The sequence below is a fragment of the Hyphomicrobiales bacterium genome (genome assembly GCA_016710435.1).
GTDB lineage: Bacteria > Pseudomonadota > Alphaproteobacteria > Rhizobiales > Aestuariivirgaceae > Aestuariivirga.
In genome coordinates this window covers 2,336,599-2,351,259 of record JADJVV010000001.1, presented here as the reverse complement: position 1 = coordinate 2,351,259, position 14,661 = coordinate 2,336,599, and the positions used below count along the sequence as shown (strand labels likewise).

The 14,661-nt window shown below is 62.5% G+C and carries 14 protein-coding genes; 4 read left to right on the top strand and 10 right to left on the bottom strand.

What is annotated here, in order from left to right; all coding sequences use genetic code 11:
- Positions 1–16: 16 nt before the first annotated feature.
- From IPM06_11345 to IPM06_11330, 4 genes are all read right to left on the bottom strand, one after another.
- Positions 17–1,054, bottom strand: a complete 1,038-nt coding sequence (locus IPM06_11345) for a PstS family phosphate ABC transporter substrate-binding protein (protein MBK8771014.1) — start codon at positions 1,052–1,054, stop codon at positions 17–19.
- 97 nt (positions 1,055–1,151) lie between these two features.
- The gene (locus IPM06_11340; GenBank protein MBK8771013.1) at positions 1,152–2,165 is read right to left on the bottom strand and encodes an ATP-binding protein; all 1,014 of its coding nucleotides are present in this window, start codon (positions 2,163–2,165) and stop codon (positions 1,152–1,154) included.
- Positions 2,166–2,230: 65 nt separating this feature from the next.
- Positions 2,231–3,367 (bottom strand): Gfo/Idh/MocA family oxidoreductase, encoded by a 1,137-nt coding sequence (locus IPM06_11335; GenBank protein ID MBK8771012.1) that lies wholly within the window; start codon positions 3,365–3,367, stop codon positions 2,231–2,233.
- Entirely contained in the window at positions 3,364–4,137 is a 774-nt protein-coding gene (locus IPM06_11330) for a sugar phosphate isomerase/epimerase (protein ID MBK8771011.1), read from the bottom strand. The genes IPM06_11335 and IPM06_11330 overlap by 4 nt, the downstream gene beginning before the upstream one ends.
- A gap of 131 nt (positions 4,138–4,268) precedes the next feature.
- Between IPM06_11330 and IPM06_11325 the strand changes: the two genes are divergently transcribed.
- From IPM06_11325 to IPM06_11315, 3 genes are all read left to right on the top strand, one after another.
- A complete protein-coding gene (locus tag IPM06_11325; GenBank protein ID MBK8771010.1) occupies positions 4,269–5,267 on the top strand; it encodes a substrate-binding domain-containing protein in 999 nt (332 codons plus the stop codon).
- 86 nt (positions 5,268–5,353) lie between these two features.
- Entirely contained in the window at positions 5,354–6,814 is a 1,461-nt protein-coding gene (locus IPM06_11320) for an undecaprenyl-phosphate glucose phosphotransferase (GenBank protein ID MBK8771009.1), read from the top strand.
- A 161-nt stretch (positions 6,815–6,975) separates the two neighbouring features.
- Positions 6,976–7,263 carry a hypothetical protein gene (locus IPM06_11315; protein ID MBK8771008.1) on the top strand — a complete coding sequence of 96 codons (288 nt, stop codon included), beginning with the start codon at positions 6,976–6,978 and terminating at the stop codon, positions 7,261–7,263.
- A 50-nt stretch (positions 7,264–7,313) separates the two neighbouring features.
- Here the strand turns inward: IPM06_11315 and IPM06_11310 are convergent, their stop codons facing one another.
- From IPM06_11310 to IPM06_11285, 6 genes are all read right to left on the bottom strand, one after another.
- Positions 7,314–7,799, bottom strand: coding sequence for a YbaK/EbsC family protein (locus IPM06_11310; GenBank protein ID MBK8771007.1), 486 nt, complete (start codon positions 7,797–7,799; stop codon positions 7,314–7,316).
- 9 nt (positions 7,800–7,808) lie between these two features.
- Complete coding sequence (locus IPM06_11305) at positions 7,809–10,244, bottom strand: GcvT family protein (protein ID MBK8771006.1); 2,436 nt, start codon at positions 10,242–10,244, stop codon at positions 7,809–7,811.
- A 155-nt stretch (positions 10,245–10,399) separates the two neighbouring features.
- Positions 10,400–10,699 (bottom strand): HU family DNA-binding protein, encoded by a 300-nt coding sequence (locus tag IPM06_11300; GenBank protein ID MBK8771005.1) that lies wholly within the window; start codon positions 10,697–10,699, stop codon positions 10,400–10,402.
- Positions 10,700–10,893: 194 nt separating this feature from the next.
- The gene (locus IPM06_11295) at positions 10,894–11,586 is read right to left on the bottom strand and encodes a glycosyltransferase (GenBank protein MBK8771004.1); all 693 of its coding nucleotides are present in this window, start codon (positions 11,584–11,586) and stop codon (positions 10,894–10,896) included.
- Between the two features lie 7 nt (positions 11,587–11,593).
- On the bottom strand, positions 11,594–12,232 hold the full coding sequence (locus tag IPM06_11290) for a glutathione S-transferase family protein (GenBank protein MBK8771003.1): 639 nt from the start codon (positions 12,230–12,232) through the stop codon (positions 11,594–11,596).
- A gap of 50 nt (positions 12,233–12,282) precedes the next feature.
- Positions 12,283–13,602 (bottom strand): glutamate--tRNA ligase, encoded by a 1,320-nt coding sequence (locus IPM06_11285; protein MBK8771002.1) that lies wholly within the window; start codon positions 13,600–13,602, stop codon positions 12,283–12,285.
- A 61-nt stretch (positions 13,603–13,663) separates the two neighbouring features.
- On the opposite strand from IPM06_11285, the gene IPM06_11280 reads away from it, so the two are divergent.
- The gene (locus IPM06_11280; protein MBK8771001.1) at positions 13,664–14,653 is read left to right on the top strand and encodes an aldo/keto reductase; all 990 of its coding nucleotides are present in this window, start codon (positions 13,664–13,666) and stop codon (positions 14,651–14,653) included.
- The last annotated feature ends 8 nt before the right edge of the window (positions 14,654–14,661 follow it).

Below are 14,661 nucleotides of genomic sequence, written 5' to 3'. Positions count from 1 at the left end.
CAGGCAAAAGTGATGGTTACATCACCTTGTCGGCGGTCAGGGCCGTGAGGTCCTTGACCGTGTTGGCAGAGGTTGCGGCCTCTTCGGCCGGCAGCGGGATCAGGCCCTTGTCGGCAAGGTAGCCTTCATCGCCCATGGCCTTGGCCGAGGTGTATTCGGCGAGGAATTCGGCCATGCCGAGCACCTCGCCCACGTGCTGCTTCTTCACGTAGACGAAGAGCGGACGCGCAACCTTGTAGTCGCCCGAGGCAATGGTCTCGAACGTGGGGACCTGGCCTTCCACCTTCACGGCTTTGATCTTGCCTTCGTTTTCTTCCAGGAACGAAAAGCCGAAGATGCCGAAGGCATCGGGATTGGCTTCGAGCTTCTGGACGATCAGGTTGTCGTTCTCGCCTGCTTCCACATAGGCGCCGTCGGTGCGGATGGACTTCCACACCGTTTCAAACGCCTTGGCGTCAGACTTCTTGAGAGCGGCGAGGCTTTCAAACGTGTCGGCGCCCTTTTCCAGCACGAGTTCGGCGAATGAATCGCGCGTGCCCGACGTGGGCGGCGGGCCAAGTACTTCGATCTTCGTGGCGGGCAGAGACGGATCAATCTCGTTCCACATCTTGTAGGGGTTGTCGACCAGCTTGCCTTCCTTGTCCGGCACCTGCTTGGCCAACGCCATGAAGAGCTGCTGCTTGGTCAGCGCAACGTCGGGAGCGCCGGCGGCAGTGGCAACGGTGAGACCGTCAAAGCCGACCTTCACTTCCACGATGTCGGTGACGCCGTTCTTTTGGCAGGCTTCGAATTCGGACTTCTTGATGGGACGCGAGGCATTGGTGAAATCCGGCGTGTCTTCGCCTGCGCCTTCGCAGAACAGCTTGAAGCCGCCGCCCGTTCCCGTGGACTCGACGACCGGCGTCTTCATGCCCGAGGACTTGCCGAAGGCCTCGGCGACGGCAGTGGTGAAGGGATAGACCGTCGACGAGCCGACGATGCGGATCTGGTCGCGGGCGAATGCCGGTGATGCTGCGATGGCGAGCGCCGAAACGGCGAAGAGAAGTCGTGTCATCTGTTTGTCTCCTGTCAGGTCATTTTCTGTGACCCGTGCGGAGATAGCGTCCGCACGTGAGACTTATGCGACGGCGACGCAACAGCTTTGTGACAATTCAACTCTTTGAAATATATGGCGGAATGGAAATCGTGAAAGTGCTGCCATGCCCCTCGGCGGAGGTGATGGAGAGCCGTCCGCGATGGCGAGAGACGATGTGCTTGACGATGGCGAGTCCCAATCCCGTGCCGCCACGGGCGCGGCTTTCCTGTGTGCTCACGCGATAGAAGCGCTCGGTCAGGCGTGGCAGATGCACCGCGGCGATTCCCTTGCCCCAGTCCTGCACGCTCAACAGGCATTGGCCGCCCGTCACATCGCAGGTCACCTCCACCTTGCCACCGCCATTGCCGTACTTCAGCGCATTTTCGATCAGGTTCTGTGCCACCTGCAACAATTCATCCGCATCACCAGCGACGATGCAGTGCTGCCTGCACTCCACCACAACATCAACAGCGATGTCCTTCGCCAGGCCTGCGAGGTTTGACTTCGCCTGCTTCGCGACGTTGCACAGGTCGACGCGCGCATCGGGCCGCACGTGTTCATTGAGTTCAATGCGGCTGAGCGTGAGCAAGTCATCCACCAGGCGCTTCATGCGCCGCGCCTGGGCCAGCATGGTGTCGAAGAAGCGGTCGCGCGCCTTGGCATCGTCACGCGCCGGGCCCTGCAGGGTTTCGATGGTGCCGAGAATGGCCGTGAGCGGCGTGCGCATCTCGTGCGAGGCGTTGGCCACGAAGTCGGAGCGCATGCGTTCGATCTGCTGTTCGCGGGTGAGATCGCGCAGCACCACCAGCACGCGGGAATCCTCGCCCAACCGCGCCACGTGGGCTTCCAGCAGGCGCGGCGGGGCGGAACGGATTTCGATTTCCACCGTTTGCTCTCCGCCGCCTTGCCAGCATTTCTCCACCGCTTCGCTGAAGGCCGGAAGGCGCAGCACGTTGAGGGCGTTCAACCCGGCGAGGCGCACTTGCAGCATGTCGTCGGCCCGGGCATTGGCGGCCTCAACACGGCCCGCAACATCCAGCAGCATCGCGCCATCGGGCAAGGCAGAGAGGAAGGCAAGGTCGCTGGCCATGCGCCCTTCCTAACCCCAATGCATGCGCGGGCTCAAGCGCGGCGGTGAAGCGGGGGACATGGCCCTCACTTCAGAAGTGCGCGGGCGTCGTCCGGAAGCAGCGGCTTCGGCCGCTTGCAGGTGCTTTTCAGCGTGATGAACTTTCCAGTCCTTGACGAGTCGGCGATGGCGGTCATGACCTCCACCACATGCGCCGTGCGGGAGATGTCGCAGCGAATGTCACGGCGATGGAGGATTCCATCCGCCATGTCGGCAATGCCGGCGGCACGGTAGTTGGGCCAGAGATTGCCTTCCTGGTCCTTCCAGTTCGGTGCGGTGAAGGGGTGGTCCCACAGATCCACGCTGCGGGCCTCGCCATCCTGTCCTGCCAGCACAACGTCACCGCCGAAGAAGTTTGGATCGGGCACAAAGATCGCACCTTCGGTGCCGTAGAGTTCCATGGGCTGGTGGCGGTGCGCAAACACATCCCACGAGGCCGACAGCGTGATGGTGGCGCCTTGCGCGAAATGGAGCAGCGCATGATACGTCGTGGGCGTCGTCACCTTGAGCATCTCGCCGGCGCGGGGCACGGAGGAAATGGGCCGCTGCCTGCGTGGTGTTGCAGCGAGGGCGGCCACCCGCTTCACCGGTCCCAGCAGGCTCACCAGGCTGGTGATGTAATAGGGACCCATGTCCAGGATGGGGCCGCCACCCGGCTTGAAGAAGAAATCCGGATTGGAATGCCAATGCTCCATGCCGGGCGAGAGGATATGCGCCGTGCCGGAGGCAACTTTTCCGATTGCGCCCTCATCCACAAGTTTGCGGATCATCTGCGGCGAGCCACCGAGGAAGGTATCGGGGGCCGCTGCCACGTGACGCTTGCGCCGCGCGGCCAGGGCCTGCAAGGCGCGCGCGTCCTTCATCGACAGGGTGAGGGGCTTTTCGGAATAGACATGCTTGCCCGCCATCAACGCCTGCTTCGTCACCGCGAAGTGAACGGCCGGCACGGTGAGATTGAGGACGATGTCCACGGCCTCGTTGGCCAGCAACGCCTTCACGCTCTGGGCCGGCACGTTGAAGTCCGCACCTCGGGATTCTGCCGCTTCCGTGTTGATGTCCGCCACCGCCACAACGGCGATGTTGCGGAACATGGGGATGAGTTCGAGATAGGTCGCGGAGATATTCCCGCAGCCGATGATGCCGATGCCCAGGACAGACTTCATGTGGCGAGGCCTCCCATCTTGCTTGCAAAATCGTAGGACCGTTTGGCGAAGGTCTTGAAGTCTTTCGGGTTGTCGTGCTCCACCACCAGGTGCCGGCAGCGCGTGTGGCGGATGGCGGCGAAGATCTGCGGCCATTTCAATGTGCCTGCGCCCACGTCCGTCTGGCCACTCTCATCGAGATGGCTGCCCTTGGGCGCGTTGTCCTTCAGGTGCACGGCAGTGATGCGGTCGCCATAGTCACGCAGCCATTTCACCGGGTTCTGGCGAGCGAAGGCCACCCACGCCAGGTCGCATTCCCAGTCCAGCAATGGACCGCCCTCGAAGATTCGTTCGATGGGAAACGAACCGTCCTTCAGTTTCACGAATTCAAAGTCATGGTTGTGCCAGCCGAAGGCAATGCCCTCGCCGCGCAGCCATTCGGCCGTGGCGGCAAGACGCTTTCCCCAGGCTTTCCATCCGGCAGCGGAGGTGGGCTGCTCTTCCGGCGGGACATAGGGGCAATACAGCGCATGGACGCCCAGCGTGCGCATGGCGTGCAGCAGTTTCTTCCGGCCTGTTTCGAGAGAGGCAAGCGGAAAGAGGTGGCCGGTGGGCATGGTCAGGCCGTTCTGCTGCAACAGGCCGCGAAAACGCTCCGGGTCCCCATAGACGGCGGGATCTCCGAAGCCTTCGACCTCGGCGTAACCGCAGGATGCGAGATGGATGAGCACTTGCCGCCAAGGTTGGAAACTGCGGGCAGAATAGAGCTGAAATGACAGGCGCTGGCTCATGGGCGATTCCTCATCGCCTTTCCGTAGCTTTTCCGGGCAAAATCTGCAACGTTTCAGAAATTTCGTGACGTACCGACACAAAGTCGCTTTCCCGGCTTTGAATCGTTTCAGAGCTGCCCTACAACACCGCGATGTCGAGTTTGAAGGACAAGCGCCCCACGCTCCGCAATCTGGCGGCGAAGCTCGGCCTGGGGGTGTCCACCGTCAGCCAGGCCTTGCGTGACAGCCCGGAAATTGCCGCCGCCACCCGCGAACGGGTGAAAAAGGCTGCAACCGAAGCCGGCTACATTCCAAATCGCGCAGGCGTGCGGTTGCGCACCGGCAAGACCAACATCCTCAGCCTCGTGCTCAACCCGGAGGACGATGGCTCCGGCTTCTTCACCAACATGATCTACGGCATTTCCGATGCGCTGGCCGGATCCCGCTATCATCTGGTGGTGACCCCCTACTCGCTGCATGACCCCATGGAGCCCATCCGCTTCATCGCAGAGACCCATGCGGCTGATGGCATCATCATTTCGCGGACGACGCCGGATGATCCGCGTGTCAGCTACCTGAGTGCCGCCAACATTCCCTTCATCACCCATGGCCGCAGCGAGTTGGGCATCAGCCACTGCTTCTATGATTTCGACAACCATGCCTATGTCTGCGAAGCGCTGCGCCGCCTGAAACTGCGCGGGCGCCGCCGCGTGGCGCTGTTCGGGCCTCCGCCCGGACTGACTTATGCCACGCACACGCTCACGGGTTTCCGGGATGGTTTGCAAGCCACCGCCATGGAAGGCCATGTGGTGCAAGACGTGCATTCAGATTCCGCATCCGGACTGCTGCAAGTGGCGGCAAAGGCGCTGGCTGAGGTACGCAATCGTCCTGATGGCATCATATGCACATCGGCACGCGAGGCCATCGCCGTGGCCAGCGGCTTGCGGGCAGGCGGGATGGAGATGGGCCGCGACTACGATCTCGTGGCCAAGCCTATCTCGGAGTTGGCACGGCTCGCCCTCCCCGACCTGATCGGCATCGAGGAAGATCACCGCGCCGCCGGCCGCGAACTGGCCCGCATGCTGATCGCCCATATCGACGGGGCGCCCGTCTCGTCCCTGCAAATGATTGCGGCGCCTGCCAGGGCCTAGCGTGCCCGTTCACCGGTTCTCAACCCTGTCTGCCAAGTCCTCCTTCACCACGGCGCGTGTTCATCCCGCCGCGTTAGCAATTCCTCATGGCGCAGGTGGCATGCCAGCCTGAAGGAACGGAAATGTCCGGGGGGACAGTGATGGCTTCAAAATCAATCGATCAGGAAGTCGTGCAGAGGCTGGCCAAGGCATTTGACCTGGCGGCGCTGACCGGCATCACATTGCTGCTGACATTGCAGGCCTCGCACACGCCTTATCAGCACACCGTTGCCGGGTTCTTCGCATTGTTCATCGCATTTGCGGCGTTGCGTCTGATCCGGGGCTTTGACCTCTACGGTGCCGCAGCGTGGTTCCACGGGTTTTCCACCGCGATCAAGAGCCTTGCCATCACCGCGACCATCGGTTTTGCGGGATGGTGGCTGTCACCGCTGTTCCATCTTTCGTTGGGGCAGGATTGGGCCCTGGGCTTCGTGGTGTTGACGGGCCTCTATTTCGCCGCGTCGCGCCTCTTCACGCACATCTGGTCGCAGCCCTTTGCGCGCAACGGTGGCCTCAAGCAACGCATCGCCATCGTGGGCGGCGGCAAGGCAGCCGAAGACGCGATCCACCTCATCGAACAGTCGTCGGGCCTCGATGCCGAGGTGGTTGGATTGTTTGACGACCGCTTCGACAACCGCAGCCCGGAATCGATCCGCAAGCACCGCAAGCTCGGAAAGATCGGCGACCTTGCCGACTTCGCCCGCGGCAACCGCGTGGACCTCGTGATCGTCGCCATTCCCATGACAGCCGAACAGCGCCTGCTGCAAATCCTGAAACGCCTGTGGGTGTTGCCCGTGGACATTCGGATCAGCGCGGCGGCGGCGGAGCTGAAGCTGAGCCCGCGTGCCTACACCTATCTTGGCCAATTGCCGCTCCTCAACGTGTTCGAGCGTCCGCTTTCGGGATGGGATGCGTTCCTGAAGGGCGCGATGGACAAGGTGATCGCCTCTGTTGCCATCATCGCCCTTGCGCCAGTCATGGCGGGCGTGGCGCTGGCGGTGAAGCTGGAGAGCAAGGGTCCGGTGATTTTCCGGCAGAAGCGTTTCGGCTTCAACAACGAGCTGGTGGAAGTGTTCAAGTTCCGCTCGATGTACACCGACATGTCCGATGCCCAGGCGGCGAAACTGGTGACGAAAAATGATCCGCGCGTCACACGCGTGGGCCGCATCATCCGCAAGACATCGCTGGATGAACTGCCGCAACTCTTCAACGTGCTTGCTGGCACACTTTCGCTGGTCGGCCCCCGCCCGCACGCCACGCAGGCCAAGGCGGCTGGCACCTTGTATGACGAGGTGGTGGACGGCTACTTCGCGCGTCACAAGGTGAAACCCGGCATCACGGGCTGGGCCCAGGTTCGCGGCTGGCGCGGCGAGACGGATACAACCGAGAAACTTGAACAGCGCGTCAAGCACGACCTCGAATACATCGACCGCTGGTCGCTGGGCTTCGACCTCTACATCCTGGCAAAGACGCCGCTTGCGTTGTTGAAGTCGGAGAATGCGTACTAGGGCGATGGCGCAGGATGCAGCATCTGTTGCGTCCTGCTCCCACCTCAACACGCCACTCACCACGCGCCATTCGCCTCACCCATTCCCATTTGGTGAAGTTTTCAAAAAATGCTACCTTGGGTGAGTCCCGCCGCGGGGGTGGGCATCAATGGGAGACCACAATGGAAACACTTCTTCCGATTATCCTGCAACTCGTTGCGGGTGCGGTGGGCGGCAACGTCGGCGGCGCTGCAATGAAGAACGCGAGCCTCGGTGGCCTTGGCAACACGATTGCCGGTGCACTTGGCGGCTTGGGCGGCGGTAACCTTCTCGGCGCCATCATCCCGGCGCTGGCCTCGGCGGCCGGCGGCGGCAGCACCGTGGGCAACCTCGCAGCGTCGGGCATCGGCGGTATCGTGGTGCAGGTCATTGCCGGTCTCATCAAGTCGCAGATGAACAAGAGCGCCTGATTTTCGCGCCAGAATTGCGAAGGGCCGCTGTTCAGCGGCCCTTTTTCATTTCACGTCGGCGCGGCCTGTTTCGCCACGTCGGCAGGTGCGCCACCCGTGATCTCCACCAGCAGGTCCCAGGTCAGTTCAAACACCGCGTTGGGCGTGCCGCCTGCCGCCCAGATGGTGCCGTGGCGTTGCAGGTCCAGATCGAGCAGTGTCACGGGCGGCGTTGCGTGGCCCACCGGCGGAACGCCACCGATGACAAATCCCGTCGCCTCGCGCACGAAGTCCGCATCGGCTGGTTTCACCTTCTCGCCAATCAGCGCGGCCACTTTCCTTTCGTCAACGCGATTGATGCCGGACGCGACCACGAGCACCACCCGCCCGGATTCACGTGCCCGGAAAATCACAGACTTGGCAATCTGCGCCACCGTGCATCCGATGGCGGCCGCCGCATCAGCGGAGGTCTTCGTGCTCGCATCAAATTCCACCACCCGGAATCGCGGTCCAAGCACCGCCTGAACCTTGAGCGCTGATGGTTGCGTGGCGGGGATCACGGGGATTCACCCGCGCATGCGCTTGCCTTCCGGATCGAAGGGCGGATCAACGTTGATGGTGGCTTTTCGCATTTCGCCGATGATCTCGATCTCGAAGGCGCCCTGCCCCAGGTCGCTTGCGAGTTCCTTGGGGATGTAGCCCTGCGCCATCGACTTCTCGACATAGTGCGCATAACCGCCGGATGTGACCCAGCCCACCACCTTGCCCTTGTGGAAAATGGGTTCATCGCCGAGCACATCGGCATCGCCTGCGTCCACGATCATCGAGACGCGCCGCAGCTTGCCACCGGAGCGCTTTTCTTCCATCGCCGCCTCGCGGCCGATAAAGTCGTTCTTCGTCAGGTCGATGAAGCGATCCATCCCCGCTTCGAAGGGCCCGTAGATGGGCCGCAGTTCGCGGTACCAGGTGGGGAAATTTTTTTCCAGGCGCATGGAGAGCAGTGCGCGCATGCCGAAGTTGACGATGCCGTGCGGCTTGCCCGCCTTCTTGATCTGGGCAAAGAGGCGGCGCTGGTATTCAGGCGCCACCCACATTTCATAGCCGAGGTCGCCCGAATAGGTGACGCGGTTGATGATGACGGGGCAGTTGCCGATATCCATGGCGCGGATGTCCATGAACTTGAAGGCGGCGTTGGACACGTCTTCATCGGTCAAGGCCTGCAGCACGTCACGCGATTTCGGTCCGGCAATGGAGAGGCCCACCAGCCCCATGTCGAGGCGGTCGATCTTCACCGAGCCATCGGACGGCAGGTGCTTTTCGAACCAGCGCATGTGGTAGCGCTGCGCCTGCGACGAGCCCCACATGTAGAAGGTCTCGTCATTCAGCTTGCCGATGGTGAAGTCGCCAATCAGCTTGCCGCCGGGATTGAGCATCGGCGTCAGGATGATGCGGCCGGTCTTCGGCATCTTGTTGGTCATGAGGCGCGAGAGGAAGGCCTCGGCACCTGCGCCGGTGAAGCGGTACTTGGCGAAGTTGGCGATTTCGGTGATGCCGACGCCGTTGCGCGTGCCCTTCACTTCCGCCTTCACATGGGGGAAGTCGTTGGAGCGGCGGAAGGAGACGACGTCCTTCGGTTCCACGCCCTTGGGCGCGAACCAGAGCGGCGTTTCGAGGCCCCAGGAGTCACCCATCACGGCGCCTTCGGACAACATGGCGTCGTAGATGGGCGTCGTCTGCTGCGGGCGGGCGGCCGGCAGTTCTTCGTTGGGGAAGCGGATGGAGAAGCGGCGGGAATAGTTCTCGCGCACCTTCTCGTTGGTGTAGCTGCGCGTGGCCCATTCGCCGAAGCGCGCCACGTCCATGGCCCACACGTCGAAGCCCGGATCGCCGTTGACCATCCATTGCGAGAGCGCGAGGCCCACGCCGCCACCCTGGCTGAAGCCTGCCATCACACCGCAAGCGACCCAGTAGTTCTTCACGCCGGGCACCGGGCCGACCAGCGGGTTGCCGTCAGGCGTGAAGGTGAAGGGGCCGTTGATGACGCGCTTGATGCCGGCCTTCTGCAAGACGGGGAAATGCTTGTAGCCGAGTTCGAGGTTGGGGGCGATGCGGTCAAGGTCCGGCTGCAGCAGTTCGCGGCCGAAGCCCCATGGCGTCTGCTTCGGCTGCCACGGGCGGCAGTCCTGCTCATAGGTGCCGAGCACCAGTCCGGTGCGCTCCTGGCGCATGTAGATTTCAGACTTGAAGTCGATGATGTGCGAGACTTCCTTGCCGAACTCCTTGTTGAAGGCGACGACCTCGGGAACATCCTCGGTCACGAGATACATGTGCTCCATGGCGAGCACCGGCAGTTCGAGGCCCACCATGCGGCCCACTTCGCGGGCCCACAAGCCACCGCAGTTCACCACATGCTCGGCGTGAATGTTGCCCTTGTCGGTAATGACGTCCCAGGAGCCATCGGCGCGGTGCTTCAGTTCCTGCACGCGCGTACCCTGGTAGATTTCAGCACCACCAATGCGCGCCGACTTGGCATAGGCGTGGGTGGTTCCTTCCGGGTCGAGGTTGCCGTCGGCGGCGTCGAGCATCGCGCCGACAAAATACTTTTCCTCGAACAGCGGGTTCAGCTTCTTGGCTTCCGACACGGTGAGGAGTTCGCATTCGAGGCCGAGGTACTTGGCGCGGGCATGGGCCATCTTCAGCCAGTCCATGCGCTCCTTGGTTTCGGCGAGGATCAGGCCGCCGGAACGGTGCAAGCCGCAGGCCTGCCCGGAGATCTTTTCAAGCTCGTCATAGAGGCCGATTGTATAGCCCTGCAACTTGGCCACATTGGGATCGCCGTTCAGCGTGTGGAAGCCGCCCGCCGCATGCCAGGTGGAACCGGAGGTGAGGATGTCACGTTCCACCAGTACCACGTCTTTCCAGCCCGCCTTGGTGAGGTGATAGAGCACCGAACAACCAACAACGCCGCCACCGATGACGACAACCTGGGCAGAAGATTTCATGGAGATATTCCTGGGGAAAAGGTGAAAATCGCGGCGAACCTAGAGCCCCCGCCTCGCTCTTGCAATCGCCAGCATCGGTGAAATCGCCTCACCAAATCGGCGCATAAAAAAGCCCCGCGCTGGGCGGGGCTCGACGAAAGAGTTCGGGAGCGAAATCAGATCGCTTCCTTGACTTCCTTGGCGGCGCGGAAGGCCAGCTTCTTGGAAGCCTTGATCTTGATCTGCTCGCCCGTGAGCGGGTTGCGGCCGAGGCGGGCAGGACGCTTGCGGACCTGGAAAATGCCCAGGCCGGTGATGCGGACCTTGTTGCCCTTCTTGAGGTTCTTGACCGTGAGCTCGACGAAGTTGGCGAGGAGTTCACTCATGCCCTTCTTGGACATTTCATGCTTCTCCGCCAGTTCGGCAGCAATCTTGGACAGCGCGACCGTCAGTACCTTTTCGTCAGCCATTGTCATCTCCTTGGTGGTGGCGAATCAATTATGAACGATTGGTTACAGCACTCGGCGATTCGTGAAAACCCTTATTTTTCGCGGGTGTTTTGAATCGGAATTCAAAAAGCCCAAGAGAATCACGCTTAACTTTTTGTTAACGAATCCAGAGACGACGAAAATGCTGTATTTGCAAGGGTTTTTTGACGGCAGCGCCCGCGTCAGAGGAAGTCGGCATGGGTCTTCAGGGCAATCGTTCCAAGGCCGTGGCGCGCCGAAAGGAGTTGCAGATTTTCCCGCCGCGCAGCCTCGGCGGCGGCCGAAGTGTTGCTGCCGTGAATGCGGATGGCCACCGTCGGCGTGGCGATCCGCTCGATGCGGAATCCCGCCCGGGCCACGCGCAAATACCAGTCCCAGTCTGCGTAGTAAGGCAGCGACGGCTCGAACCCGCCCAGGCGATCGTGCAGGTCGCGGCGATAGCTGACGGCAGACAGGAGGATGGTGTTGTCACGCGCCAGCGTCTCCGCCGAGGCGTCCTTCGCGAACAGGCGCGGCGGGGCGCCGGTGTCGAATTGCATCACACCGTCCGCGAAGGTGAAATCTGCTCCATCGCCCAAACGCGATGCCGCGCGGGCGAGGTGAAGCGGGTCCTTCCACAGGTCGTCGTCGTCCAGCCAGGAGATCCAGTCGCCGCGCGCGCTGGCGATGCCGAGATTGCGGGCGGCAATGGCGCCACGGCGGGCATTCTCGAGATGCCGGAGGCGCGGGTCGGCGGGCGGCGGCGGCAATTCAATGCCATCATTGACGATCAGCAATTCGAAATCGGCATCCCGCTGGGCGAGAACAGATGCCACCGCATCCGCCAGAAATTGCGGACGGTTGCAGGTCGGGATGATGACAGAGAATGCCGGCACGCGCCCTTTACGATTTGCGCGAGGGAACGGTTTCATCGGGGCTCGGGCGGGCATCGGCGAAGGCATCCAGCGTTTCGCAGTGAAGCGCCATGGCATGCAGCTTCGGATACTTGTTCACAGGGAAACATTCCGGCACGCGCAGCTTCATGTGCATCAGCATGCAGGCCGTGCTCACGTCGGCCTGGGACAGCTTGTTGTCGAAGAACCACGGCGTGCCGCAATCATGTTCCAGCTTTTCAAGGCTCGCGTTGATCTGCGACAGGAGACGTTTCTCATAGTCCCTGGCGAGCATCTTGTCGGGATGGTGATGGCGCTCAAAGAAGGTCTGCACCACTTTCTCGGCGATGCCTGTGGCAAGATAGACCGCCTGCATGACGTGGCGGCGTTCTGGTCCGTGGCGCGGCGTCAGCGCCCGCGCCGGCCCCGCCGCTTCGTCGAGATGATCGATGATGGCATGGGAATCGATGAGTGTCTCGCCGCTCTCCAGAATGAGCGCCGGCACGCGCAGCAGCGGATTGATCTTCTGCACCTCCGAGGCATTGCGGAAAATGGACAGAGGATTGCGCGTGAAAGGCATGTGATAGTGATTGAGCGTCACCGCCACACGGCGCACGAAAGGCGAGTCAAATTGGCCGACAAGGATCATGATGCCGCGATGATGGCGCGGATGACCGGGCGGTGCAAGGGTTCAGCGCTTCATCCGTCCAACCGCTCCATCGTCCGCGCGCGGCCGATCAGGGGCAGGAGGGCCGCCAGTTCGGGGCCGTGGTCGAGGCCGGTGAGGGCGAGGCGAAGCGGCATGAACAGTGGCTTGCCCTTGCGGCCGGTTGCGGCTTTCACCGCCTCGGTCCAGACTTTCCAGGTGCTGCCGTCCCATGGTTCCGGCGGCAGTGCAACGCGGGCCGCAGCGATGAATTCCCGGTCCTCTGCGGCGATCACCGGCAGCATGGGCCCCGCGATCACGTGGGCCCAGTGTTCCACATCGGCCAGCTTTTCGATGTTGCCGCGCACGGCGAGCCAGAAGGCTTCGTCCTTGCCCATGAGGCGTGCAACGACGGCATCATAGGGCGTCATGTGAAGGAGCTTGGCGTTCAGCCCGCGCAGTTCCGCCTCGTCGAAACGCCCCGGGGCGCGCGAGATCTTGGCAAGGTCGAAGCTCTCCACCAGTTCGGAATAGTCCTTGCACGGATGAATATTGTCGGACGTTCCCAGCAGGGCCGCGTGGCTCACCACGGCCATGGCTTCCAGCCCGTCGGCGCGCATCTGGGCGATGGAGAGCGAGCCCAGCCGCTTGGACAGGCCCCGGCCATCCGCCCCCACCAGCAGCGAGTGATGGGCATAGACGGGTGGCGTGCCGCCCAGCGCCTGCGTGATTGCCACCTGCACGCCCGCATTGGTGACGTGGTCCTCGCCGCGGATGACGTGGGTGATGCCGAAGTCGATGTCGTCGATGACCGATGGCAGCGTGTAGAGATAAGTGCCGTCTTCACGCACAAGCACGGGATCAGACTGGCTCGCGAGGTCGGTGTGCTGGGGACCGCGAATGAGATCGGTCCATTCGATGACACGGTGGTCCAGCTTGAAGCGCCAATGCGGCTTCCGGCCCTGCGCTTCCAGTGCGGCGCGCTCGTCTGCCGTCAGCTTCAGTGCGGCGCGATCATAGACACGCGGGCCACCACGGGCTTCCTGGCGCTTGCGGCGGCGCTCCAGTTCGTCGGCTGTTTCGTAACAGGGGTAGAGCCGCCCTTCCGCCTTCAGTTTCTCCACCAGTGCGTCGTAGCGCGGAAAGCGCTTGGACTGCCATTCCACGCGCGCGGGATGGATGCCGAGCCATGAGAGGTCCGACGCAATTCCTTCTGCATATTCCAGCGTCGAGCGCGCCGTGTCCGTATCGTCATAGCGCAGGATGAATTGTCCACCGGTCTTCTGCGCAAACAGCCAGTTGAGGATGGCCGTGCGAGCGTTGCCGATGTGGATGCGGCCCGTGGGCGAGGGAGCGAAGCGGACGATGGTCATGGTGCTTGTGCGGTAGCCAAATGGCCTTCTATTGTAAAGCGATGCAAGGGAGTTGCACAGCATGAAGCAAAGGCAATTGGGTGCTGGCGGACCGCTGGTGGGGGAAATGGGGTTCGGCGCCATGAGCCTCGCGGGCGCCTTTGGCCCCACGGATGAAGCGACCGGGTTCCGGGCGCTGGACAAGGCGCTGGACCTCGGCGTCACCCATATCGACACCGCCCTGATCTACGGGCCCTATCTGTCGGAAGAGATCATTGGCCGCTACCTGCAGCACAATCCCGCGGCGCGCCGACAGTTTTCCATCGCCACCAAGGGCGGCTTCAAGGTCAATCCGCGCGGCATCAGCAACGAGGCGGGCTTCCTGCGCGAATGCTTTGAGGGATCATTGAAACGCCTCGGCGTTGATCACGTCGATCTCTATTACATCCACCGCCGCGACCAGACGATTCCCATTGAGGATGTGACTGGCACGCTGGCGGGCTTCGTGCGGGAAGGAAAGATCGGCGGCATTGGCTACTCCGAAATTTCGCCAGCCTCGCTGATGCGCGCTTCTGCCGTCCATCCCATCCGTGCCGTGCAAAGCGAACTCTCGCTGTGGTCGCGCCTGCCTCAGCTTGGCATGGTGCAGGCCTGCGAGCGCATCGGCGCGGCCTTCGTCGCCTTCTCGCCGGTGGCGCGCGGCGTGCTGAGCGACGTGACGCTGGACCCGGCCGCGTTCCCCGACGGTGATTTCCGCAGGCCCATGCCGCGCTTCCAGCCCCAGGCGTTTGCTTACAACATGCGCTCTATCGAGGCTTTCCGCGCATTCGCAAGGTCACGGGGCTGGAGCACCTCCGCACTCGCCATCGCCTGGACGCTCCACCAGGGCCAGCACATCATCCCCATTCCGGGCACACGCACGGCCGAGCATCTGGCCATGGATGCGGCAGCGGCGGATATTCGTCTGTCTACGGATGATCTCGCCGAAATCGAGCGCATTCTCCCCATGGGATGGGCGCAAGGGAACCGCTATTCCGACGAACAGCAGAAGAGTTCGGAATTGTATTGCTGAGGAGGCTG

Excerpts from the sequence above, each read along its gene's own strand:
- IPM06_11345 (MBK8771014.1), bottom strand. The coding sequence starts at position 1,054 with ATGACACGACTTCTCTTCGCCGTTTCGGCGCTCGCCATCGCAGCATCA.
- IPM06_11340 (MBK8771013.1), bottom strand. The coding sequence starts at position 2,165 with ATGGCCAGCGACCTTGCCTTCCTCTCTGCCTTGCCCGATGGCGCGATG.
- IPM06_11335 (MBK8771012.1), bottom strand. The coding sequence starts at position 3,367 with ATGAAGTCTGTCCTGGGCATCGGCATCATCGGCTGCGGGAATATCTCC.
- IPM06_11330 (MBK8771011.1), bottom strand. The coding sequence starts at position 4,137 with ATGAGCCAGCGCCTGTCATTTCAGCTCTATTCTGCCCGCAGTTTCCAA.
- IPM06_11325 (MBK8771010.1), top strand. The coding sequence starts at position 4,269 with ATGTCGAGTTTGAAGGACAAGCGCCCCACGCTCCGCAATCTGGCGGCG.
- IPM06_11320 (MBK8771009.1), top strand. The coding sequence starts at position 5,354 with ATGGCGCAGGTGGCATGCCAGCCTGAAGGAACGGAAATGTCCGGGGGG.
- IPM06_11315 (MBK8771008.1), top strand. The coding sequence starts at position 6,976 with ATGGAAACACTTCTTCCGATTATCCTGCAACTCGTTGCGGGTGCGGTG.
- IPM06_11305 (MBK8771006.1), bottom strand. The coding sequence starts at position 10,244 with ATGAAATCTTCTGCCCAGGTTGTCGTCATCGGTGGCGGCGTTGTTGGT.
- IPM06_11300 (MBK8771005.1), bottom strand. The coding sequence starts at position 10,699 with ATGACAATGGCTGACGAAAAGGTACTGACGGTCGCGCTGTCCAAGATT.
- IPM06_11290 (MBK8771003.1), bottom strand. The coding sequence starts at position 12,232 with ATGATCCTTGTCGGCCAATTTGACTCGCCTTTCGTGCGCCGTGTGGCG.
- IPM06_11285 (MBK8771002.1), bottom strand. The coding sequence starts at position 13,602 with ATGACCATCGTCCGCTTCGCTCCCTCGCCCACGGGCCGCATCCACATC.
- IPM06_11280 (MBK8771001.1), top strand. The coding sequence starts at position 13,664 with ATGAAGCAAAGGCAATTGGGTGCTGGCGGACCGCTGGTGGGGGAAATG.